22 protein-coding genes are annotated in these 20917 nt (G+C 64.9%); 7 read left to right on the plus strand and 15 right to left on the minus strand.

What is annotated here, in order from left to right:
- Positions 1–5 precede the first annotated feature (5 nt).
- From sseA to fabA, 7 genes are all read right to left on the minus strand, one after another.
- Positions 6–863 carry a 3-mercaptopyruvate sulfurtransferase gene (gene sseA, locus AC04PT_RS17430; RefSeq protein ID WP_482875019.1) on the minus strand — a complete coding sequence of 286 codons (858 nt, stop codon included), beginning with the start codon at positions 861–863 and terminating at the stop codon, positions 6–8.
- Between the two features lie 228 nt (positions 864–1091).
- Positions 1092–1571 carry an SsrA-binding protein SmpB gene (smpB, locus tag AC04PT_RS17435; protein WP_482875020.1) on the minus strand — a complete coding sequence of 160 codons (480 nt, stop codon included), beginning with the start codon at positions 1569–1571 and terminating at the stop codon, positions 1092–1094.
- A gap of 101 nt (positions 1572–1672) precedes the next feature.
- Positions 1673–2314 carry a hypothetical protein gene (locus tag AC04PT_RS17440; RefSeq protein WP_482875022.1) on the minus strand — a complete coding sequence of 214 codons (642 nt, stop codon included), beginning with the start codon at positions 2312–2314 and terminating at the stop codon, positions 1673–1675.
- An 80-nt stretch (positions 2315–2394) separates the two neighbouring features.
- Positions 2395–3186, minus strand: coding sequence for an enoyl-ACP reductase FabI (locus AC04PT_RS17445; protein ID WP_482875023.1), 792 nt, complete (start codon positions 3184–3186; stop codon positions 2395–2397).
- Positions 3187–3190: 4 nt separating this feature from the next.
- The gene (gene fabB, locus AC04PT_RS17450; protein WP_482875024.1) at positions 3191–4420 is read right to left on the minus strand and encodes a beta-ketoacyl-ACP synthase I; all 1230 of its coding nucleotides are present in this window, start codon (positions 4418–4420) and stop codon (positions 3191–3193) included.
- Between the two features lie 157 nt (positions 4421–4577).
- Positions 4578–6455: a PhoX family protein gene (locus AC04PT_RS17455; RefSeq protein WP_482875026.1), complete on the minus strand. Its 1878-nt coding sequence runs from the start codon at positions 6453–6455 to the stop codon at positions 4578–4580.
- A gap of 258 nt (positions 6456–6713) precedes the next feature.
- Entirely contained in the window at positions 6714–7223 is a 510-nt protein-coding gene (fabA, locus tag AC04PT_RS17460; protein WP_482875027.1) for a bifunctional 3-hydroxydecanoyl-ACP dehydratase/trans-2-decenoyl-ACP isomerase, read from the minus strand.
- 189 nt (positions 7224–7412) lie between these two features.
- Here fabA and irrA point away from each other — a divergent pair, with 189 nt between their 5' ends.
- On the plus strand, positions 7413–7835 hold the full coding sequence (gene irrA, locus AC04PT_RS17465; RefSeq protein ID WP_482875122.1) for an iron response transcriptional regulator IrrA: 423 nt from the start codon (positions 7413–7415) through the stop codon (positions 7833–7835).
- A gap of 221 nt (positions 7836–8056) precedes the next feature.
- A complete protein-coding gene (locus tag AC04PT_RS17470) occupies positions 8057–8305 on the plus strand; it encodes a hypothetical protein (protein WP_482875028.1) in 249 nt (82 codons plus the stop codon).
- 18 nt (positions 8306–8323) lie between these two features.
- Here the strand turns inward: AC04PT_RS17470 and AC04PT_RS17475 are convergent, their stop codons facing one another.
- The 7 genes from AC04PT_RS17475 to AC04PT_RS17505 all read right to left on the minus strand — a co-directional run bounded on the left by AC04PT_RS17475 (position 8324) and on the right by AC04PT_RS17505 (position 14427).
- Positions 8324–8611, minus strand: a complete 288-nt coding sequence (locus AC04PT_RS17475) for a DUF1330 domain-containing protein (RefSeq protein ID WP_482875029.1) — start codon at positions 8609–8611, stop codon at positions 8324–8326.
- A 113-nt stretch (positions 8612–8724) separates the two neighbouring features.
- Positions 8725–10134 carry a dihydropyrimidinase gene (gene hydA, locus AC04PT_RS17480; RefSeq protein WP_482875031.1) on the minus strand — a complete coding sequence of 470 codons (1410 nt, stop codon included), beginning with the start codon at positions 10132–10134 and terminating at the stop codon, positions 8725–8727.
- A complete protein-coding gene (locus AC04PT_RS17485; protein WP_482875032.1) occupies positions 10131–10847 on the minus strand; it encodes a GntR family transcriptional regulator in 717 nt (238 codons plus the stop codon). The genes hydA and AC04PT_RS17485 overlap by 4 nt, the downstream gene beginning before the upstream one ends.
- Positions 10848–10860: 13 nt before the next feature.
- On the minus strand, positions 10861–11613 hold the full coding sequence (locus AC04PT_RS17490) for an aspartate/glutamate racemase family protein (RefSeq protein ID WP_482875033.1): 753 nt from the start codon (positions 11611–11613) through the stop codon (positions 10861–10863).
- A gap of 20 nt (positions 11614–11633) precedes the next feature.
- Entirely contained in the window at positions 11634–12914 is a 1281-nt protein-coding gene (locus AC04PT_RS17495) for a TRAP transporter large permease (protein ID WP_482875034.1), read from the minus strand.
- Positions 12911–13450 (minus strand): TRAP transporter small permease, encoded by a 540-nt coding sequence (locus AC04PT_RS17500; RefSeq protein WP_482875036.1) that lies wholly within the window; start codon positions 13448–13450, stop codon positions 12911–12913. Before AC04PT_RS17500 ends, AC04PT_RS17495 begins: the two co-directional genes overlap by 4 nt.
- Positions 13447–14427 carry a TRAP transporter substrate-binding protein gene (locus AC04PT_RS17505; protein WP_482875038.1) on the minus strand — a complete coding sequence of 327 codons (981 nt, stop codon included), beginning with the start codon at positions 14425–14427 and terminating at the stop codon, positions 13447–13449. The genes AC04PT_RS17500 and AC04PT_RS17505 overlap by 4 nt, the downstream gene beginning before the upstream one ends.
- Before the next feature lie 425 nt (positions 14428–14852).
- On the opposite strand from AC04PT_RS17505, the gene AC04PT_RS17510 reads away from it, so the two are divergent.
- The 5 genes from AC04PT_RS17510 to AC04PT_RS17530 all read left to right on the plus strand — a co-directional run bounded on the left by AC04PT_RS17510 (position 14853) and on the right by AC04PT_RS17530 (position 20080).
- On the plus strand, positions 14853–15614 hold the full coding sequence (locus tag AC04PT_RS17510) for a maleate cis-trans isomerase family protein (RefSeq protein ID WP_482875040.1): 762 nt from the start codon (positions 14853–14855) through the stop codon (positions 15612–15614).
- Between the two features lie 37 nt (positions 15615–15651).
- Positions 15652–16674, plus strand: coding sequence for a TRAP transporter substrate-binding protein (locus tag AC04PT_RS17515; protein WP_482875042.1), 1023 nt, complete (start codon positions 15652–15654; stop codon positions 16672–16674).
- 74 nt (positions 16675–16748) lie between these two features.
- Positions 16749–17303, plus strand: coding sequence for a TRAP transporter small permease subunit (locus AC04PT_RS17520; RefSeq protein WP_482875043.1), 555 nt, complete (start codon positions 16749–16751; stop codon positions 17301–17303).
- Between the two features lie 59 nt (positions 17304–17362).
- Positions 17363–18670, plus strand: a complete 1308-nt coding sequence (locus tag AC04PT_RS17525; protein WP_482875045.1) for a TRAP transporter large permease — start codon at positions 17363–17365, stop codon at positions 18668–18670.
- Positions 18671–18673: 3 nt separating this feature from the next.
- Positions 18674–20080 carry an amidase gene (locus AC04PT_RS17530; protein WP_482875047.1) on the plus strand — a complete coding sequence of 469 codons (1407 nt, stop codon included), beginning with the start codon at positions 18674–18676 and terminating at the stop codon, positions 20078–20080.
- On the opposite strand, the gene AC04PT_RS17535 is transcribed toward AC04PT_RS17530, so the two are convergent.
- On the minus strand, positions 20054–20743 hold the full coding sequence (locus AC04PT_RS17535; protein ID WP_482875049.1) for a 2-keto-4-pentenoate hydratase: 690 nt from the start codon (positions 20741–20743) through the stop codon (positions 20054–20056). The genes AC04PT_RS17530 and AC04PT_RS17535 overlap by 27 nt on opposite strands.
- Between the last annotated feature and the right edge of the window lie 174 nt (positions 20744–20917).

The following is a 20917-nucleotide window of genomic DNA, read 5'->3' on the forward strand; positions in this document are numbered from 1 at the left end:
CAGGGTCAGGCCTTTCCTGTGGCAACTGGCAAGGTGGGGAACTGCCCCCACTCGGCCCAGGAGCCGTCATAGAGCGAGTGATCGGTCTTCCCCATACGCTCGAGCGCCAGCGACAGGATCGCGGCGGTCACACCGGAGCCGCAGGAGGTGATCACGGGTTGCGTGAGGTCGACGCCGGCGTCCTCGAAGATGACGCGGGTCTCGGCGGGGGATTTCAGTGTGCCGTCACCGTTCAGCAGGCTCGCATAGGGCACGTTCCGCGCACCGGGGATATGGCCGGAGCGCAGCCCCTCGCGCGGCTCGGGCGCGTCGCCGCTGAAACGCGCGGCACTGCGGGCATCTACGATGACATGGCTTTTCAGCTTGGCAGCGGCCGAGACCTGCGTGACGTCGCGCACGAGGCTGTTCTGCACGCGCACCGTCATGTGCCGGTCACGGACGATCGGCGTCATGTCCTCGACCGGGCGCTCCTCGGCCTTCCACTTGGCCAGGCCGCCGTCGAGCACGGCGACGTTCTCCTGCCCCATCAGACGGAACAGCCACCAGACGCGGGCGGCCGAGAACAGGCCGACCGAATCGTAGACCACCACCTGGTGGCCGTCACCGACCCCCATGGTCCGCATACGGGACATGAACTTTTCGACCGGGGGGACCATGTGCGGCAGGTCCGACCGCGCGTCCGAGATCTCGTCGATGTCGAAGAACCGGGCGCCGGGGATGTGTTCGGCCTCGTACTCGGCCCTGGCGTCACGCCCGGCGTCAGGCATGTGCCAGCTTGCGTCGAGAATACGAAGATCCGGATCCTTGAGATGCCGCGCCAGCCAGTCGGTCGAGACCAGCGTTCTGGGATCGTCCTCAGCCATTGACATGCCCCCTGTTCAAGCCTGCGCCCTCTGTAATCAAGGGGCGCAGGGGTGGCAAGTGGGGCCTCGGCCTGGTTGCACGAGAGGTCCCGGCGCGGGGGCCGGGACGCGGGCAGGCCCGGTGGCGGACCGCAGACGCGGCATCCGGCGTCGCGCCTGACCAATGTGCGGGAGCCTCCGGCAGGAGTTTACCGGGCAAGATGAAGCCTGAAGCGGTGTGTGTCCGGGTCAGGCGTCGTGGCGCAACAGGCGCTGCTTCTGGCGGGACCAGTCGCGCTTGGCCTCGGTGGCACGTTTGTCGTGGGTCTTCTTGCCCTTGGCGATGCCGATCTTCACCTTGGCGAGGCCCTTGTGGTTGAAGTAGAGCACCAGCGGCACCAGCGTCATGCCCTTGCGCTGGGTCTCGTTCCACAGGCGCGACAGTTCCTTCTTCGACACCAGCAGCTTGCGGCGGCGGCGCTCTTCGTGGCCGAACATGGCACGGTCGTAGGGCGCGATGTAGGAGTTCACCAGCCAGAGTTCTCCCTCCTCAACCGCCGCGTAGCTTTCGGCGATGTTGGAGTTGTTCTCGCGCAGGGATTTAACCTCGGACCCGGTGAGGATGATGCCGCATTCGATATCGTCCTCGATGGCATAATCGTAGCGCGCGCGCCGATTGTCGGCGAGCACCTTGTAGTTCGGGTCGGTCTGGGACTTTTTCTTTGCCATTGGACCTGACTATATCGGGTGCGCGGGACTGTCCATCAAGGGTGTGCATCGCTTCGGCGCGCACGGACGATCAGCTTCGGCGCGCTGTCAGCCGGAAACCGTCAGCTCGACTGGCAGTGCTGCCCCGCGAGCATCGCGCTGGCCAGGTCTCCGACACCTTGCAGGGCGCAACTGGCGGTCACCGCCTCGGTCCCGGCGCTGCCGGTCACCTCGCAGCGCAGGGTGCGGCTGCGGGTCAGTTCTCGCAGGCGGCCCACTTCGCGGCTGGCGCGTTCCGATCCGGGCGCGGCACAGGTCAGGCCGTCGATCACCACCGGAATGCCCGAGACCATCATGGCATTCCCGGCATACACCCTTTCGACCGGTCCGCTCAGCACCCGGGCCTGAGTTGCCGTGACGCGGCGCACGGTGACGCGGTTCTCCGGCATGTTCGATCCCGCCGGCGCGGCACCTTGCAGACTGTCGACCTGCGCACCGGCGTCGGCCATCCTGCGGGCGGCGCGCTCATTCTCGACAAAGGCGATGATCGCGGTCTTCACGTCGCCCCACATCGCCTGCGCCTCGGGCGTGCGCATCAGCCCACGTGATACCATCAGGGTCAGGGCCACCATCAGGAGCTTCACCGACCATCGAAACGCGCGCGATGGGCGACGTCGTGGTGCGCGACGGGGGGTGGCGGCCTTGGTGCTTTTCGGTGTGGCATCGCCCAGCAGGGCGGCCTTGAGATCCTGATCCGGTGTCATGGCGAAAGACTAGCCCCGCTCCGTGTCGGGAGCGGGGCACAATACAGTCCGGGATGTGGCGCTTCAGCGGTTTTCGGAGGTCACAGGTTCTCGGCCTGGGGCATTCCCAGAACGTGGAAGCCGCCATCGACGCGGATGATTTCCCCGGTCGTGCAGGCGCCGGCGTCCGAGGCGAGGTAGACCGCCGTGCCGCCGACCGCCTCAAGCGTTGCATTGGCGCGCAGCGGGGCGTTCACGTCGGTATGCTTGTAGGTCTTGCGCGCCCCGCCGATCGCCGCGCCGGCCAGAGTTTTCATCGGGCCGGGAGAAATGGCGTTGACGCGAATGCCCTCGGGGCCGAGGTCGTTGGCGAGGTAGCGCACGGAAGCTTCGAGCGCAGCCTTGGCGATGCCCATGACGTTGTAGTTCGGCGTCACGCGGTTCGAGCCCATGTAGGTGAGCGTCAGCAGGGTGCCGCCATTGTCCACCATCAGCGGATGCGCGCGGCGGGCGACATCGATGAAGGAATAGGCCGAGATTTCGAGCGAATTCTTGAAGTTGCCGCGCGAGGTGTTCAATACCCTGCCGGTCAGCTCGGTCTTGTCGGAAAAGGCGATGGCGTGCACGAGGAAGTCGATGGTGGGCCAGCGTGCGCCCAGCTGTTCGAAGGCCCTGTCCAGCGAGGCATCGTCGGTCACGTCCACATCGACCAGGAAGTCCGACCCTACCGAGGCTGCCAGGGGCTCGACCCGCTTGCCGAAGGCTTCGCCCTGATAGGTGAAGGCCAGCTCGGCCCCGGCCTCATGCATGGCCTTGGCAATCCCCCAGGCGATCGAGCGGTCGTTGGCAACGCCCATGATCAGACCACGTTTGCCCTTCAGTGACTGCGACATGGTGTTATCCATTGTACTTGCTGAGGATCATCGACCCGTTTGTGCCGCCGAAGCCGAAGGAGTTGGTCATCACCGAGTCGAGACCCGCATTCTCCTGCAGTTCGGTCGCGATTTCTTCGGGCTTCAGCGCCGGATCGAGATTGTCGACGTTGATCGACGGCGCGATGAAATCGTGTTCCAGCATCAGCAGGCAGTAGATCGCCTCTTGCGCGCCGGTCGCGCCTTGGCTGTGGCCGGTCATCGACTTGGTGGAGCTGACCGGCGGCGTGGAGCCTTCGCCGAAGACGCGGCGGACGGCTTCGATCTCGCCGACATCGCCCACGGGGGTCGAGGTGCCGTGCGCGTTGATGTAGCTGACCTTGCGGTCGTCAGGCAGGGTCGAAAGCGCCACGCGCATGGCCCGTTCGCCGCCTTCGCCCGAAGGCGCCACCATGTCGGCGCCGTCGGAAGTGGCGCCATAGCCGGTGATCTCGGCATAGATTTTCGCGCCGCGTGCCTTGGCCCGCTCAAGCTCTTCCAGAACGACGATGCCGCCGCCGCCGGAAATGACGAAGCCGTCGCGGTCCTTGTCAAACGCACGCGAGGCTTTCTCGGGGGTGTCGTTGAACTTGGACGACATCGCGCCCATTGCGTCGAAGAGGCAGGACAGTGTCCAGTCAAGTTCTTCTCCGCCGCCAGCGAACATCACGTCCTGCTTTCCCATGGCGATCTGCTCGGCCGCATTGCCGATACAGTGCAGCGAGGTCGAGCAGGCCGAGGTGATCGAGTAGTTTATGCCCTTGATCTTGTAGGCGGTCGACAGGTTGGCCGAAACGGTCGAGCACATGGTCTTGGGCACCGCGAAGGGTCCGATGCGCTTTGTCGCGCCACTGTTCAGCACGGTCTGATGAGCGGCCAGCATGGCACTGGTCGAGGGCCCGCCGGAGCCCGCCACCAGCCCGGTGCGCGGGTTGACGATGTCGTCTTCTTCCAGCCCGGCATCGGCGATCGCCTGGCCCATCGCGATATGGGCATAGGCCGCGCCCGGCCCCATGAAGCGCAGGGTGCGCTTGTCGACGTGCTGGGCGACGTCGATATCGAGCGTGCCGGCGACCTGGCTGCGGAAGCCGTGCTCTTTCATCTCTTCGCTGGCGGTGATGCCGGACTTGCCGGATTTGAGCGAGGCCAGAACCTCTTCGACATTGTTCCCGATGGAGGACACGACCCCCATTCCTGTAACGACGACGCGGCGCATATACGCACTCCCTTTGGCCTGTTGGCGCCCTGTTTAGGACAGGCGGGGGTTGCGGAGCAAGCAGATTGGGGCACGTCCCGCGGCGGGACGGCCCGCACTGAACGGAATTGCCGCCGAGACGAGATGCGGCGCGGCGCCATCCGTGTGTCAGGCCGCCTCAGCCGATCGTGGCGCCGTCATCGCGCCAAACGGCAACGATGGACGAACGGGGCTTGCCATGACCGTCCGGCCACGAACCGCCCGGGTGCTGGACGCCGACGAAGGCGACCGTCCTGTCGAGAGACCAGCACAGTCCGGTCACCTCTGCCCCCTTGGGTACGGTCATGAAGCGGACGATTTCCCCGGTCTCGGGGTTGCCCACCAGCATCTGGTTGTTGCCCATACCGGCGAATTCGCCCTCGTTGCCGTCGTTGCCGTCGGTCTGAATCCAGAGCAGTCCGTCGGAAGAAAACGCCATCCCGTCGGGTGCGTTGAACATGTTGCCGGAATTGATGTTGTCGGACCCGGCATAGGCATTGTCGTGAACCGTCGGGTTGCCCGCCATCACGTAGAGATCCCAGCCAAAGGCGTCGTCCGCGTGATTGCCGCCTGCCGGCGTCCAGCGCACGATCTGGCCGTATCTGTTTGCCTCGCGCGGGTTCGGCCCGTTGACCGGATACTTGATGTCGCCCGCGTCCGAGGCGACGCCGCGGTTCTTGTTGTTGGTCAGTGCGCAATAGGCCTCGGGCTTGAGCGGATTGCAGGCGACCCATTCGGGACGATCCATCGTTGTGGCCCCCACCGCCGACGCCGCCATGCGGGTGAATGCGAGGATTTCTGCCGCATCCATCCCGGTGGTCTCGGGCGTCAGGGCAAGCCACACGCCGGTCTGGTCATCGTTGAACTTCGCCACATAGAGCGTGCCGTCGTCGAGCAGATCGCCACCGTCCCGGCCCTCTTCCCAGGCGCCTTGCGACACATATTTGTAAAGGAATTCGCCGCGCTCATCGTCGCCCATGTAGACGACGATGCGGCCGTCCGAGGTCTGCACCATCGCCGCGTTCTCATGCTTGAACCGGCCCAGAGCGGTACGCTTCACGGGGGTGGCGTTCGGGTCCGACGGGTCGATCTCGGTGACGAAGCCATGGCGGTGCGGTTCGTTGGGCTCGGTCGAGATATCGAAGCGCGGGTCGAACTTCTCGTAGGCATAACGGCTTCTGCCGCGAATACCGTATCGGGCATAGCCCTTTCCGCCGGGTGCGTCGCCGGTGGCACCAAAGTAGCCGTTGAAGTTCTCTTCGCAGGTTAGATAGGTGCCCCAGAGCGTGCGCCCGCACCCGCAATTGTTCATGGTGCCCTTGACGGTACGGCCATCGGGGTCGGCGCCGGTCCTTACCAGATCGTGACCGGCCAGCGGGCCTGCGAGGGTCATCTCGGTCTCGTGGGTGATGCGGCGGTTGAGTGGGCTGTCCTTGACCACTTCATAGCCGGAACGGGCCTTGGCCACTTCCATCACGGTGACGCCCTGCAGGTTCTTCAGCAGCGTCACCTCGTCCGCGCTTTGCGGCACACCTTCCGACGCAGCGGGCAGGTTGATCCACAAATTAGCGTATTCCGAGTTCACCACGATGACTTCACGGCCATCGACGACGAACAGCTCCATCCCGTCGGTGTTTTCGCCGAAGACCTTGTCCGACATTTCAATCGGCACACCGCCTTCGGCGGAATAGGCCCCATCGGCTTCGGACCAGAGCGCATCGCCCCAGCGCACCAGTACCTTGTGGCTGTATCCCTCTGGCACATGCACCGCGCGGTCAGTGGCGATGCCGATGGGCTGGAACGGGAAACCGCTGCCGGCACGCGCCGCCGTGGTGGAGGACAACAGGCCGGTCCCGAAAACGGCCGCGCCCGAGCCGAAAGACAGCGCCCCGCCAAGGACGCCCCGGCGCGAGATCGCGCGATCCACGACCGCATCGAACTGGCTGACTGCCGGACGTGGATCGCGATGTTCGTCGAAGGCGTCCCACGAAATATCGATGAGCGATTTGTCCACCATGTCAGTCTGTCCCTTGCTGATCGTGCCGGCTGGGCGGTGCCCTGAATGCAATGCCGCGTCGTCAGGCGCCGAAGCCCCGGCGGCAGCGGTTATGCGACCTCTTCATAACCATGAATCGAAGTCATGCGTTGTACGAGGAAAACACGAAACGCCGGAGCGGCGGCCCCGGCGTTTTCGATTTTTCGCGTCATGTTCGGGGGATTACATATCGCCGGATTACCACTGAAACCGACGATCATCTTCCCACGCCAGTGAGCCTCAGCTTTCGCTGAGCGCGACCTTCATGTCCTTGACCTGATAGATAACTTCGCCGTCGGCTTCGACGATGCCGTCGGCCACGCCCATGGTCAGCCGGCGGGTCTGCACCGCTTTGGTGAAATCGACCTTGTATGTCAGCATCTTGCGGTCGGGACGCACCATTCCGGTGAGCTTCACTTCACCCACGCCCAGCGCATAGCCCCGCCCTTGCCAGCCGCGCCAGCCGAGGTTGAAGCCGGTCAATTGCCACAGCCCGTCGAGGCCGAGACAGCCCGGCATGATCGGGTTGCCGGGAAAGTGGCAGTCGAAGAACCACAGGTCGGGGGTAATGTCGAATTCGGCCACCACGTGGCCCTTGCCATGCGCGCCGCCATCGCCCGAGATGTCGGTGATCCGGTCCATCATCAGCATCGGCGGTTCCGGAAGCTGCGCATTGCCAGGCCCGAACAACTCGCCCCGCGCGCATTTCAGCAGGTCTTCCTTGTCGAAACTGGTGGGGTAATCAGCCATTCGGACGCCTTCCTCGGGTAGGACAGATATATCTGAACCCGTCTAGCACCCCCGCGCCCGCCCGTGCAAGAGCACTGCCTTTTCACCATGGCATTGTCACGGCTTGGATTTTCCCGCTCTGGCGGACATTGAAATGCACAAGGGATAGGCTCTATATTGGAAAGGCAGGTGTGAAAGCGAGGCATGACAATGACGTCCCAGGCGAATGAGCGCGGCGCCGACTGGCTTGCAGGTGCGGGCCTGCGCCCGACCCGGCAGCGGCTGACGCTTGCCTCGCTTCTGGTGGGCGATGGCAAGAACCGCCATGTCACCGCCGAGAGCCTGTTTTCCAAGGTGCAGGACGCAGGTGAAAGCGTGTCGCTGGCCACCGTCTACAACACCCTGCGCGCGTTCTGCGATGCCGGGCTGATGCAGGAGGTCACGGTGGACGGTGCGAAAAGCTATTTCGACACCAATACCCACGACCACCCGCATTTCTTCTGGGAGGACGACGGCCACCTGACCGACGCACCCGCGGAGGACCTCAAGATCGTGGCTCTGCCCGACGCGCCCGATGGAGCCGAGATTGCCAAGGTCGACGTGGTAATCCGCCTGCGCCGCAAGAGCGACTGACGGGTCTGCCACGCCCTTCCGCCTGACCGGTGCCGAAGCGGGCCTGACCCGGGACATCATGTTCGACTTCGGGCTAGAGGTGCTGCATCACGACCGGAGCGACCTCTGACCTTCGCACATGCTTGCTGCCGAAATCCCGGTCCGACTTTTCCCCATCCCGGCCCATGTTTCGCCGCAATTCGGCACCACCTTGACCGAGGGCCTCAGAACGGGAGATCAGAATGACCCTCAACAAAGCAAGAACTGCAGCATCCTGGCTTCTCCTCACGGCCATTTTCACCCTGTTCACCGCCGCAAGCTGGCAGCTCGCCCAGGGTGTCATGCACTCCAGCGTCGAGGGCGTGATCGCGGGCGGAGGCCTGATGTTCGGCGCGGTGATGACCGCCTGGCTGCGGGTCTCGATGGGGATCCTCGGCGGCGATCGGGGCCACCTTCAGTGCCGCACCGACTGGATGGCCGAACCGGCCTGACCGACCGCCGGGTCAGCGCTACTCGTCGGTTTCGATAATCATGAGCTCCCGCTCCGACGCGCCGCGGGCATGGCTCAGCGCCTCCTGATAGGCCTCCGAATGATAGCACCGCTCCGCCGTCTCGACGTCGGGAAAGCGCGCCACGACATTGCGGGGCCGCTCCTTGCCTTCCAACTGCACGAACCGTCCGCCCCGCGCGATGAAGCGACCGCCGTGGTCGGCGATCGCCTTGGTCGCGCCTTCAGCGTATTTCGCATAGGATTCCGCGTCGGTGACAGTGACATGTGCGATCCAGAGTGCGCCCATCGGTGTTCCTTCTCTCGATAGTGTTCGGGTGTCTGTCCGGCATCCTTCCCGGAACCGGAGCGAAAGATCAACCGCCGCAAGAGTTCGCCCTTCGCCCCGATGAGAACCGGCTTCTAGATCGACGTGTCCGGCACGCCGCATTCCAGGAATGCCCCCCTGCCCTTCGCAACAGCGAGCGCTCCGTTCCTCACCACGATATCGCCGCGGGACAGGACGATGTATGGCCAGCCCTTGACCTGCCGCCCCTCGTAGGGCGTGTAATCCACGTTGTGATGCAGCAGGTCGTTGCTGATCGTGACTTCGCGCTCCGGATCCCAGATGGCGATATCCGCATCGGCGCCGACGGCGATGGTACCCTTGCGGGGGTAGAGCCCATAGAGCCGCGCCGGGTTGGTCGCCGTCAGCGCAACGAACTGGTTGAGCGAGATCCGGCCCTTGCCCACGCCTTCGGAAAACAGCAGCGGCAGCCGGGTCTCGACGCCGGGGATGCCGTTCGGGACATGCACGAAGCTCGCGCCCTCGCCCCGCAGCTTCTTGCCGGTGGCGCTGTCGAACTTGAACGGCGCGTGGTCGGAGGAAAACACCTGGAAGGTGCCATTGGCCAGCCCGCGCCAGACGCTGTCCTGGCTGGCCATGTCGCGCGGCGGGGGCGAGCAGATATGCTTGGCGCCCTCGAAACCGTCGAGATCGAGGTCGGCGGCCGTCAGCAAGATGTACTGCGGGCAGGTTTCGCCGAAAACCTTCAGCCCCTTGGCGCGGGCAGCGGCGATCTGTTCCATCGCCTCGCCGCCCGAGACATGCACCACCAGCATCGGCACGTCGACGATTTCGGCCAGCGAAATCGCCCGGTGCGTCGCCTCGCGCTCGGCAATCGCCGGGCGCGCGTCGGCGTGAAAGCGCGGCGCGGTCTGGCCGGCCTGCTCCAGCGCCTCGGTCAGCCAGGCGATGGCATCTGCGTTCTCGGCATGGATCATGGTCAGCGCGCCTTCGCGCCGGGCCAGTGCTAGCACCTCGATGATCTGCCGGTCGTTCAGCTTGAGGTCGTCGTAGGTGGTGTAGATCTTGAACGAGGTATAGCCCTCGCGGATCAGCGCCGGCAGTTCCTGCCCGACCACCTGCGGTGTCGGGTCGGTGACGATCAGGTGAAAGGCGTAGTCGATCACCGATTTGCCGTCCGCGCGGGCGTGGTAGTCGTCGACCGCCGCGCGCAGGCTCTGGCCCTTCTGCTGGCAGGCGAAGGGGATCACCGTGGTGGTGCCGCCAAAGGCCGCCGAGCGCGGTCCGCTGTCGAAATCGTCGGCCATGACCGAACCGTCGGTGCTTGGCTGGTCGAAGTGGCAATGGGCGTCAACGCCTCCGGGCAGCACGAGCTTGCCGCTGGCGTCTATCTCCTCGGCGCCCTTGGCCAGCGCCTGACCGAGGGTGACGATGCGGCCGTCCCGTATGCCGATGTCGGAGTTGAAGATGTCGGACGCGGTGGCGATCCGGCCGCCGCGAATGACGAGGTCGTACTCTGTGGTCATGTCGGTTCCGTCTGTTGGTCGGGCGCCTTCCGGCACTCGAGATAGTCGATAGTCTGTTCGCCAGAGGCGATCAGGTGCCCGCGCCAGATGCGCCGCGCATGGTCGGCGTCGCGGGCATCGAAGGCCGCCATCAGGTCGAGATGTTCCTGTACCGCCGCATCGCGCCGGGCGTCCTTGCGCAGAGCGATGAAGCGCACCCTCTCGGCCTGCTGCGCCAGCCGGCTGCGCTGCTCGCTCAGGATCGGGTTGCGCGCGAATTCGACGATGCGGTCGTGGATGCGGCGATTGATGTCGAAATACCGCGCCCGATCCGAGCAATCCGCGAAACGCTGCATGTCGGCGTGCAGGGCGTGAAGCTCGGACAGTTCCTCGGCGCTCATGCGCTTGCAGGCCAGTTCCGCGGCCAGCGCCTCGGTTCCGGCAATGACCTCGAAGAGCGCGCGGGTCTGGCGCACCGTCACCTGGCTTGTCGTGGCACCGCGGTTGGGCGTGAGATCGACAAGACCCTCGGTCGCCAAGAGCTTGAGCGCTTCGCGGATCGGGGTCAGCGACACCCCGATTTCCTCGGCCAGCGCGTTTACGGCCAGCTTTTCGCCCGGCGCCAGCGCCCCGGTTATGATCCGGTCGCGCAGGTTCTCGGCCACGCGCTCGTGCAGATGGGCGCGGATGAGCCGGGTCTTGCCGCGCAGCGCAGGTCTGGCAGCGATGTTCATGGCGCCGTCCCTTTCAGGCATGGTCTTCATGTGCGATGCGCGACGCCAGTGCCTGCGACAGTCCGACCGAAGGCTTGGCGGCGGGACGCGCGAAGCTGCCCTCACGTGCGCCCACCGGCCGCAGTGCCGCCAGCGTAGCCGCCTGCCGTACCGCGGCCTGCGCGCAATCCACCACCGGCACCGGGATACGGTCGCGCACCAGCGGCGCCAGTCCCGACAGCGGCGCTCCGGCCAGCACGATGACGTCCGCGCCGTCGTCCTCAACGGCGCTGAGGGCAAGATCGACCAGCAGGTCGGCCTTCTCGCTCTGCACCTCCGAGATCGATTTGAAGGCACCGTTCAGCATCCGGATGCTGGCGCAGCGCCCGCCCAGCCCGTGCCAGTCGACGCATTCGCGATACCACGGCCCCAGCGCCTGTGCGAAGGTCACGATCGAGAACCGCCCGCCCAGCATGCAGGCTGTCAGCATCCCGGCCTCGGCCAGTCCGACGACGGGGATGTCGAACAGTTCGCGCGCAGCGCCGATACCGGGATCGCCGAAGGCAGCGACGATGGCGGCATCGTAATCAGCATGGCGTTCGGCAAGGATCTCCAGCACCGACATGCCGCCCACCATCGCCTCGGTCCGGGTCGAGATATAGGGCACGCCGGAGGCCGCGGTGACGCTGTCGAGCGTGGCGTCCGGCGGCAGGACCGAGCGCGCCGCCCCGGTCAGCAGGTCGGTCAGCGCCTCGGTCGTGTTGGGGTTGATCAGCAGTATTTTCATTGTTGTCACTCGTCTTTCGATCAATATCCCAGCGCCCGGGGCAGCCAGGTCACGATGTCGGGGAAGATCAGGCACAGGATCAGAACGGCGTATTGCACCGCGACGTAGGGCCAGACGTTACGGATGAGCTCCGCCATCTTCACCCGTGTGATACCGCTCATGACAAAGAGCACCACGCCGACCGGCGGGGTCATCATCCCGATCACCAGATTGAACACGAAGAGGAAGCCGAAGAGCAGCGGGTCGATCCCGAAGCTGCCCGCCACCGGCGCGAAGAGCGGCACCAGCATGATGTAGGCGGCATTCGATTCTATGAACATGCCCACCACGATCAGCAGCGACATCACCAGCAGCAGGAACACCTTCGGGTTCTCGCTCAGCCCCTGCAGGAAATCGGCCATCGCCGCCGGCACCATGTCGATGGTGAACAGGAAGGTCACCCCGGCGGCAAAGGCGATCAGCGCGCCGACCATGGCGGCCCCCACTGCCGCCTGAAACAGCGCAGGCGCGAGGTCCGAGACCTTGAGTTCGCGGGTCACGAGAAAGCCCACGATCACGGCATAGGCCACGGCGATCCCGGCGCCTTCGGTCGGGGTGAACACGCCGCCGACGATGCCGCCGACCACCACCACCGGCATCGCGAGGACCGGCAGCGCTCGCCATGCTTCGACAGCCGCGTTGCGCGCCGAGAACCTGTCGCCGGTCAGCTTGAAGCCGCGCCGCACAGACAGCAGCGAAGCCACCGCCATGAAGCCCAGGGTCAGAAGGATGCCCGGCACCACGCCGGCCATGAACAGCCCGCCCACCGACACGGCGGACCCCGCCATCAGGGCATAGACAATCATCGCGTTCGACGGCGGGATGATCGCGCCCAGGTTGGCGGCCGAGGCCACCACGGCGCTGGAATAGCCGTCGTCGTAGGTCTTGCGCATCGCCGGAACCAGCGTCGAGCCCAGTGCCGAGGCCGAGGCCACCGCCGCGCCCGAGACCGCCGCCAGCATCATACCGGCCACAATGGCCACGTGCGCCAGCCCGCCATGCACCCGGCCGACCAATGCGTTGGCGAAGTGGATCATGCGCGCCATGATGCCGGCCCGGACCATCAATTCGCCCGCCAGCATGAACAGCGGGATGGCCATCAACGGAAAGCTGTCGACGGCGTGCATCATGCGCTGCGGCATCACGCTCAGCTCGATCCCCCCCGCCAGAAGACCGCCCAGCGAGGCAAGGCCGAGGGCGAAGGCCAGCGGCATGCCCAGCAGCGCCAACGTGAAGAAAACAAGGATGGCAACAAGGGTCATTGCTGCGCCTCCTGCGGCCAGGTGTCTCGCCCGCCCCAGGCCAGCAGCAGCAGGTGCAGCACCGTGTGCACCGCAGCCAGCAGGACGGCGATGTAATAGACCGCCGCCGTGACCGGCAGGGTCGGCATCATCTCGGGCCAGGTATAGGCCGCGACCTGCCAGGCGTAGGCGAAGATCACCACCATCAGGACCGCGGCCAGGGCCGCCGAAACCCGGAACAGGAGCTCCTGCACCTGCTCCGGCAGCTTCACCACCAGCGCGTCGATGCCGACGTGCACGCCGCGGCGCACGCCATGCGGGATCGCCAGGAACATCGCCCAGACAAAGGCAAGCCGCGCCACCTCTTCCGACCAGTCGATGGCGCTGGCGAAGGCGTAGCGGAACACCACCTGGGTCACCACCAGCCCCGCCATCACCGCCATGGCGCCGATCACCGCCCAGCCCGTCACCCGGTCCAGCCGCGCGAGCATGTCGCGCGCACGGACCAGCGCCGGGCCTCCTTTCAGAGATCCGGCAATCTGCGCCGCAGCCATCATTTTGCGCCGGCTTCTTGCAGCACGAGGTCGATCAGGTCGTCACCGATGCGGGCCTTGAGTTCGCCGATCACCGGCTGGCTCATCTCGCGCAGCTTGGCACGGGTCTCGGTGTCGATCGCGGTGAAGGTCATGCCGGCCTCGACCAGCGCCGCGCGGGCGGCTTCGTCCTCGGCGGCCGCGGTCTCACGTTGCCAGGCCACTGCTTCGGCCGCGGCATCGCGCAGCGCCTGCTGCTGGTCTTCGGGCAGACGGTCGAACTTCTTCTTGTTGGCGACCAGCACGATGTAGTCGAAGAAGTGGCCGCTATCGGACAGGTGGCCCTGCACCTCGTTGAAGTTGCGCGAGGCAATGATGGAGAACGGATTTTCCTGACCGTCCAGCACGCCCTGCTGCAGGGCCGAGTAGACCTCGGAGATGCCCATCGACACCGGGTTTGCGCCGATCGCGCGGAAGGTGGCGAGATGGGTCTCGTTCGGTTGCAGGCGGATCTTCAGGCCTTCGAAATCCTCGACCTTGGTGATCGGACGCACGCCGTTGGTGACGTTGCGCGATCCCAGTTCCATCCAGCCCAGCGGCTCGAAGCCGCGCTCGGCCAGTTTCGCCTCGATCTGTTGGCCGGCGGGACCGTCGATCACCCGAAAGGCGGTCTCGCGGTCGGGATAGGCGAAGGGCAGCGATACGGCCTCCAGTTCGGGCACGGTGCGCGACAGGTAGGCCGATCCGATCCACGTCGCGAAGACAACGCCCGAGCGCACCTGATCGACGTTTTCCTTGGCGCCGCCCAATTGCATGGCGGGGAAGTTCGCGATCTCCAGCGCGCCGTCGGTCTTCTGGGCAACCGCCTCGGCAAAGCGCTCCATGGCGAGAGAACTGGAGTGATCGACCGGGAAATTCCCGGCCACGCGCAAGGTATCGGCAAAGACCGGCATCGCGGCTGTCAGCGACAGGGCGGTGGCCAAGGCAAGGATCGGTTTCATTCGGAGTGTCTCCCGTGTGGATGAACGATGTTTCGGATCGACAGGGGGCAGGCAGTACACCCGTCCGGCTGCGACGCCTTAAAAGGTCCATGGAGGCGGGCCGAAACACAAGTATATTTTTTATAAATAATCATATTTCCTGTAATATATTGGTTCTATTTTATTTTTATATCCAACTACAGTGATCTTTCAGGCCATTGCGCCGTCTTAGTGGTTCCTCTGCACCCAAGACGGGCGGCTTCTGCCGACACGTGCGAGCAGCGTTGACCGCAGTGGCGATTCGAGCATCTTAGTCCGTAGGCTGTCAACGTTTACCATGTAAATATATGAGTATTATCAGTTTGTTGTACAGTTTTTAATTTTTTATTTGATATTTTCTCCTCCACCTCACACCATCTGGCTACCAAATTCAGGGAGAGACCCGCATGAGTTCGACCTGCCGCATCGGCATGCTCACACCATCGTCCAACACCGTCATGGAACCGCGCACCTGCGAGATCCTTGCCGGCCAGAGCGGCGTATCCGCGCATTTCGCCCGTTTCCGGGTCGTCAGGATCGCGATGAGCGACGAGGCGTTGGGCCAGTTCAGCTTCACGCCGCAACTGGACGCCGCCGAGCTGCTTGCCGACGCCAAGTGCGATGTCATCGCCTGGGGCGGAACCTCCGGCGGCTGGCTGGGGGCGGCCAATGACGAGGCACTGTGCCGCGCCATCACCGAACGCACAGGCATTCCTGCGACCACCTCGACGCTGGCCACTCTTGATGCGTTTCGCGCCCTGGGTGCCGACAGCTATGCGCTGGCCACCCCCTATCTCGACGAGGTGCAGGAGGCGATTACCCGCAACTTCGCCGAACTCGGCTTCACCTGCGCTGCCGAACGCCACTTGGGCGATCCCGGCAACTTCAGCTTCGCGCAGTACAGTGAGGAGGAGATCGCCGGCCTGATCCGCGAGGTTGCCAGCGCCAAGCCCGGCGCCATCGCCGTCTATTGCACCAACTTCGACGGCCCGCGTGTCGCGCCCGGCATCGAGCGTGACACCGGCATCCCGGTGCTCGACAGCATCGCCGTCACCCTTTGGCATGCCCTTCGCCTTGCCGGCCGCGACACCGCCGCGCTGGCGGAGTGGGGCCAGATATTCCGTTGCGCCCTACCCGAGCACAGCGGCACCGCGCCGGTCACGGCGTAACTCCGGCCTTTGAGCCACCCCAACAAGGAGACCATCCATGAGATCAATCATGACCCTCGCCGCCTCGGCGCTGATTGCCGCCACGGCGACGGCGCAGGCGGAGACCTATCAGCTGAAAGCGCTGGGCCAGCCGGTCGCAACCGGGCTGATCCAGAAGAATGTCGAGCAGCCGTTCTTCGAGAACTTTGCTGAGAAAACCGGCATCGACGCCACCGTGGACTACAAGCCGCTCGATGTGACGGGCATCAAGGACACCGAGCAGCTGCGCATCCTCAAGGCCGGGCTGTTCGACATCGTGTCGCTGCGCATGAGCCAGATCTCGCGTGATGAGCCGACCATCCTCGGCCTGGACCTGGTGGGCCTGAATCCCGACTACGACACCGGACGCAAGACCGTGGCAGCGTTTTCCGACAAGGTCGACGCGCAGTTGCAGGAGAAGTTCAACACCAAGCTGCTGGGCGTCTGGCCGTTCGGGCCCCAAGTGCTGTTCTGCGAACCCGAGATCGCCCAGCTTGCCGACCTGAAAGGCAAGAAGGTCCGCGTCTACGACCAGAACCTCGCCAATTTCGTGTCGTCCGTCGGCGGCACGCCGGTGCCCATCGGCTTTCCCGACGTGCACCAATCACTGGCGCGCGGCGTGGTGGATTGCGCCATTACCGGACCGTCCTCGGCCAACTCTGCCGGCTGGCCGGAAGTCACCAGTTACATGCTGCCGGTGGCCTTCCAACTGGCGCTGAACGGCTACGGCATCAACCTCGACGCGTGGAACAAGCTGTCGGAAGAGGATCAGGCCAAGCTCGAAGCCGGCTTTGACGATCTGGTTGAGGAAATCTGGACCTACTCCGAAGAGCTTTTCGACGACGCGGTGCGCTGCAACATCGGCGAAGCCCCCTGCGAAACCGGCAAGATGTACGACCTGAAGCCGGTGGCGATCTCCGACGCGGACAAGGACATCATCGGCAACGCCGTGACCGAGATCTCCTTCCCGACTTGGGCCGAGGTCTGTGACAAGCAGAACGCGACCTGTTCGGAAGACTGGAAGGCGGCGGTCGGACAATGACCGATCAGACAACCAACGGGGCCCCTGCGGCCCCGTCCTCCGCCGCGCCCGGACACCTGTCAGGAGGTCGCGCCATGGAGCATTTCGCCGCCTTCGCCGCCCGGCTTTTCGGCATCGCGCTGGTCGCGCTGTCGCTGTTCGTCTCGGTCGAGACTTTGGCCCGCAAGCTCTTCAACTTCTCGTTCGAGGGCGCGGACGAGCTGGGCGGTTACGTGCTTGCGGTAGGATCGTCGCTCGCCTTCGTGGTGGCGCTGGTCGATCGGGCGCATATCCGCATCGATGTGCTTCACGCGCGGTTCCCGAAACGGCTGCAAGCCATCATGGATTGGCTGTCCATCGTCTCGATCGCCGGGCTGGGGCTTTTCATCCTTTATGTCGGCCGCATCGTCATCGCCGACACGCTGGCCTATGGCTCGACCGCGCCGACGCCCTGGGCGACGCCGCTGATCTGGCCGCAAGGGGCTTGGTACGCCGCGCTCTGCCTGTTCGCGCTGGCGGCGATCTACATGGCGGTGCGCGCCACGGTGCAGGTGGTGAACGGACGGCTCGACCAGGTCGCGGCCGAATTTCAACCGAAAGGCGCGATCGAGGAACTGCAGGAAGAAATGGAGGATCTGGGGCGGCGCTAGGCCACCCCGGACCGGCAATCGAACAGGGGCCATCGGCCCCGACACAGGGAGTAGGAAGCATGGGCGTTGGTGCCGTATTCACGGGCTTTTTCGGAATGATGGGGCTTTTGCTCATGTCGCTTCCGATTGCCGTCATCATGGTGGTTCTGGGGGTGATCGGCGGGGTGATGCTGTACGGCTGGCCGCTGCTCAATTCCATGGGGCCGGTGATCTGGGGGGTGCAGAACGAGAACATCCTCACCGCCGTGCCGCTGTTCATCCTCTTGGGCGAACTGCTGCTGCGCAGTGGTATCGCCGACCGGATGTATGGTGCGCTGGCGATCTGGCTGAACCGGCTGCCGGGCGGGCTTTTGCACACCAACATCGGCTGCTGTTCGCTGTTTGCCGCGACCTCGGGATCCTCGGTCGCCACCGCGGCGACGGTGGGCACGGTGGCGCTGCCCAACCTCAAGGCGCGCGGCTACGGTTCCCGGCAGGCGCTGGGATCGCTGGCGGCGGGCGGCACGCTGGGCATTCTGATCCCGCCCTCGGTCAACCTGCTGATCTATGGCTCGCTGGCCAATGAATCGATCGGCCAGCTGTTCATCGCCGGCATCATTCCCGGCATCGCGCTGACGCTGCTGTTCATGGTCTACATCGCGGCGGAATCCTATTTCATCCCCGCGTCCAGCGGCGGCGAAGAGATCCGCGTGCCGCTGGCCGACAAGATCGCCGCGCTGAAGCACCTGATCCCCCCGGCTATCATCTTTGCCGTGGTCATGGGGTCGATTTACTTCGGTATCGCAACGCCCACAGAATCCGCCGCGCTGGGCGTCGTGGTGGCGCTTGCCTTCGCCGCCCGCGAAGGCAAGTTGAGCCTCGAGTTCTTCGACAACTGTTTCCGCCAGACCGCCAAAACCACGGGAATGATCCTGCTGATCATCACCGCCGCCTTCATGCTGAACGTCACGCTGGCGCTGGGCGGCATCGCGCAGACGATGACCCAGTGGGTCGCCAGCTTCGGGCTGTCGCCGGCGGCGCTGCTGATGGCGTTAATCGTGTTCTACCTGTTCCTTGGCATGTTCATGGACGTGCTGTCGATGCAGGTGCTGACCATTCCGGTCGCACTGCCCATCGTCACCGCAGTCGGCATCGACCCGATCTGGTTCGGCATCTTCATCGTGCTGATGTGCGAATTGGGCATGATCACCCCGCCGGTGGGCATGAACCTCTATGTGGTGCAGGGCGTGCGCACCGACGGAGGGCCGTTCCGCGACGTGGTACTGGGCGCGATCCCCTATGCGCTGATGATGGTGGCCTTCACCATTCTGCTGATCTTCGTGCCGCAAATCGTGACCTGGCTGCCCGAAACCATGAGCGGGCGCTGAGCGATGGGCGATTACTGGAAACTTTCGGCGGCCGAGCTTTCGGCCGCCTATGCCGATGGCAGGGCCCAGCCGAGCGCCGTGATTGCGGAGTTGCAAGCGCGCATCGCCGCACTCAATCCGCAGCTCAACGCCTATGTCACCCTGGCGGAGGATCTGCCGAAACAAGCCGAGGCGTCTCGCAAACGCTGGCAATCCGGTCAGCCGCTGTCGCCGCTGGACGGCGTGCCGGTGGCAGTGAAGGACAACCTGCATGTCGCCGGTCTGCGCACCACGTGGGGCGGACACACCTTCGACACGGTGGCCGAAGCCGACGAACTGCCGGTGGCGCGCCTTCGGGCCGCAGGGGCGATCCTCGTCGGCAAGACCAACACGCCCGAGTTCGCGGTCGAGGGCTATACCGCCAATGCCCGCTTCGGCGTGACCCGCAACCCGTGGGATCCTGCGCTGACACCGGGAGGCTCGTCCGGCGGCTCGGTCGCGGCCGTGGCCGCCGGCCTTGCCACGCTGGCCATCGGCACCGACGGCGGCGGCTCGACCCGCCGCCCGGCCGGGCATACCGGGCTCTACGGTTTGAAACCCTCGATCGGGCGCATCCCGCGCGGTGGCGGACTGCCGCAGATCCTGATGGATTTCGAAGTTATTGGCAGCTTCGCCAGGGACATCCGCGATTTGGACCTGCTGCACCGCACGCTCGCCGGCCCCGACCGCAGTGATCCCGTATCACGGGCCTTGCCCGCCGCACCGCCAAAGGATGCGCAACTGCGCATCCTTTCCGTCCCGACCCTCGGCAGCAATCCCTGCGATCCGGAGATCCTGACGGCCACCCGCTCTCTGGCCGAACGACTGGCGGACCATGGACACGACGTCCGTGAAGGCCACCTTCCGCTGGATCTCGACACCATCGACGCATTCTGGGGACGCTTCGCGCAAATCGGGCTCAGCCATATACGCAGCGAGGTGCCCGACATGCGGCACAGGTCTTCGCCCCTTTATCATGGGATGGCCGACGCAGGCGACGGCGTCTTGGCCCGCGATCTATTTGCGGCCATTGCCGCGGTGCATCGGCTGCGCGCCGACACCGCGCGGCTGTTTTCAGAAATCGACGTCATCCTGATGCCCACCGCCGCCGCCCAGCCTTGGCCCGCCAACCAGAGCCACCCCGGGATCATCGATGGCCAAGCTGTCGGCCCGCGCGGCCACGCGGTCTATACCGGATGGGTCAATGCTGCCGGACACCCCGCACTGGCGATACCTGCTGGCTTCGACCGCGCCGGTCTGCCCATCGGTTGCCAGTTGATCGGAGACATGGGCGCCGAGGACCGGCTGATCGGCCTTGCCGTGCAGTTGGCGGAGGGCTGGCGCTGGCCAGCCCTTGCCGAAGTCTCAGACCTTGGCCTTCAGGTCCAGTGATACCTCGCCGAGACCGTCGATCCGACCCCGGATTGCGGTTTCGGCCCGTACATAGGGCAAACCGTTGAGCGATCCGGTGATCACGATCTGCCCCGGCTGAAGCCCGCCGCAATGATCGCCGACCATCGCCTCCAGAACCAGGAAGTTCTCGAAGGCGTTTCCGCCCGGAACCTGCGCCTCACCGAACAGCAGCACATCCTCTCCGGCAGTCAGCGATGCCTGTGCCTGCCCCATCGGCAGGGCCTGCCAGTCCTTGACCGGCGACCCGATCACCAGACCGCCATTGATCTGGTTGTCGGCCAGCTTCAGCATCGCCGACGCATCTGCCGGCAGCCGCGTGCGCACGATTTCGATCACCGCAACCGCCGACAGACAGTCGGCGACAGCCTGCCGCCGGTCCGCGACGTCCGGCCCGGGCAGGTTTTCGTCGACGCGAAAGCCAATCTCGAGCTCGATACCGATGTCCTCGGCCGCAGGGACGGTCAAGGTGGCCGGCGATCGCAGGATGTCACCGGCAAGGATCGGTGCCATGATCCTGTCGGCGCCCGGCTTGTTGGCGACCTTGAAACCGCCGACCGAGCCAGTCGCGCGGACGACCTCCTGCTGGACACGAAAGGCATCTGCGATCGACAGGTCGCCATGCGTCAGGTCGGCAGCGGCCACCGGACGACCGGTTTGACGCGCTTGGATCAATGCTCCTGCAAGAAGGGAGGTCTGCGAGCCACTGAGGACACTTTCCATTTTTTTCCGGCTTTCAATTTGATACACTCATCTTAATTTTAAATTGGCATGCCATGGGTCGCAAGCGTGATTGCCGGGGATGGACCGGTTTCCATG

It is taken from the genome of Litorisediminivivens sp. KMU-197 (genome assembly GCF_056858395.1).

Bases quoted from the DNA above. Each gene is read 5' to 3' on its own strand.
- AC04PT_RS17515 (WP_482875042.1), top strand. From the start codon at position 15,652: ATGAGATCAATCATGACCCTCGCCGCCTCGGCGCTGATTGCCGCCACG.
- AC04PT_RS17525 (WP_482875045.1), top strand. From the start codon at position 17,363: ATGGGCGTTGGTGCCGTATTCACGGGCTTTTTCGGAATGATGGGGCTT.
- AC04PT_RS17440 (WP_482875022.1), bottom strand. From the start codon at position 2,314: ATGACACCGGATCAGGATCTCAAGGCCGCCCTGCTGGGCGATGCCACA.
- hydA (WP_482875031.1), bottom strand. From the start codon at position 10,134: ATGACCACAGAGTACGACCTCGTCATTCGCGGCGGCCGGATCGCCACC.
- fabB (WP_482875024.1), bottom strand. From the start codon at position 4,420: ATGCGCCGCGTCGTCGTTACAGGAATGGGGGTCGTGTCCTCCATCGGG.
- AC04PT_RS17520 (WP_482875043.1), top strand. From the start codon at position 16,749: ATGGAGCATTTCGCCGCCTTCGCCGCCCGGCTTTTCGGCATCGCGCTG.
- AC04PT_RS17485 (WP_482875032.1), bottom strand. From the start codon at position 10,847: ATGAACATCGCTGCCAGACCTGCGCTGCGCGGCAAGACCCGGCTCATC.
- AC04PT_RS17505 (WP_482875038.1), bottom strand. From the start codon at position 14,427: ATGAAACCGATCCTTGCCTTGGCCACCGCCCTGTCGCTGACAGCCGCG.
- AC04PT_RS17455 (WP_482875026.1), bottom strand. From the start codon at position 6,455: ATGGTGGACAAATCGCTCATCGATATTTCGTGGGACGCCTTCGACGAA.
- AC04PT_RS17510 (WP_482875040.1), top strand. From the start codon at position 14,853: ATGAGTTCGACCTGCCGCATCGGCATGCTCACACCATCGTCCAACACC.
- AC04PT_RS17445 (WP_482875023.1), bottom strand. From the start codon at position 3,186: ATGTCGCAGTCACTGAAGGGCAAACGTGGTCTGATCATGGGCGTTGCC.
- smpB (WP_482875020.1), bottom strand. From the start codon at position 1,571: ATGGCAAAGAAAAAGTCCCAGACCGACCCGAACTACAAGGTGCTCGCC.
- AC04PT_RS17475 (WP_482875029.1), bottom strand. From the start codon at position 8,611: ATGGGCGCACTCTGGATCGCACATGTCACTGTCACCGACGCGGAATCC.
- fabA (WP_482875027.1), bottom strand. From the start codon at position 7,223: ATGGCTGATTACCCCACCAGTTTCGACAAGGAAGACCTGCTGAAATGC.
- AC04PT_RS17470 (WP_482875028.1), top strand. From the start codon at position 8,057: ATGACCCTCAACAAAGCAAGAACTGCAGCATCCTGGCTTCTCCTCACG.
- AC04PT_RS17530 (WP_482875047.1), top strand. From the start codon at position 18,674: ATGGGCGATTACTGGAAACTTTCGGCGGCCGAGCTTTCGGCCGCCTAT.
- AC04PT_RS17490 (WP_482875033.1), bottom strand. From the start codon at position 11,613: ATGAAAATACTGCTGATCAACCCCAACACGACCGAGGCGCTGACCGAC.
- sseA (WP_482875019.1), bottom strand. From the start codon at position 863: ATGGCTGAGGACGATCCCAGAACGCTGGTCTCGACCGACTGGCTGGCG.
- irrA (WP_482875122.1), top strand. From the start codon at position 7,413: ATGACGTCCCAGGCGAATGAGCGCGGCGCCGACTGGCTTGCAGGTGCG.
- AC04PT_RS17500 (WP_482875036.1), bottom strand. From the start codon at position 13,450: ATGATGGCTGCGGCGCAGATTGCCGGATCTCTGAAAGGAGGCCCGGCG.
- AC04PT_RS17495 (WP_482875034.1), bottom strand. From the start codon at position 12,914: ATGACCCTTGTTGCCATCCTTGTTTTCTTCACGTTGGCGCTGCTGGGC.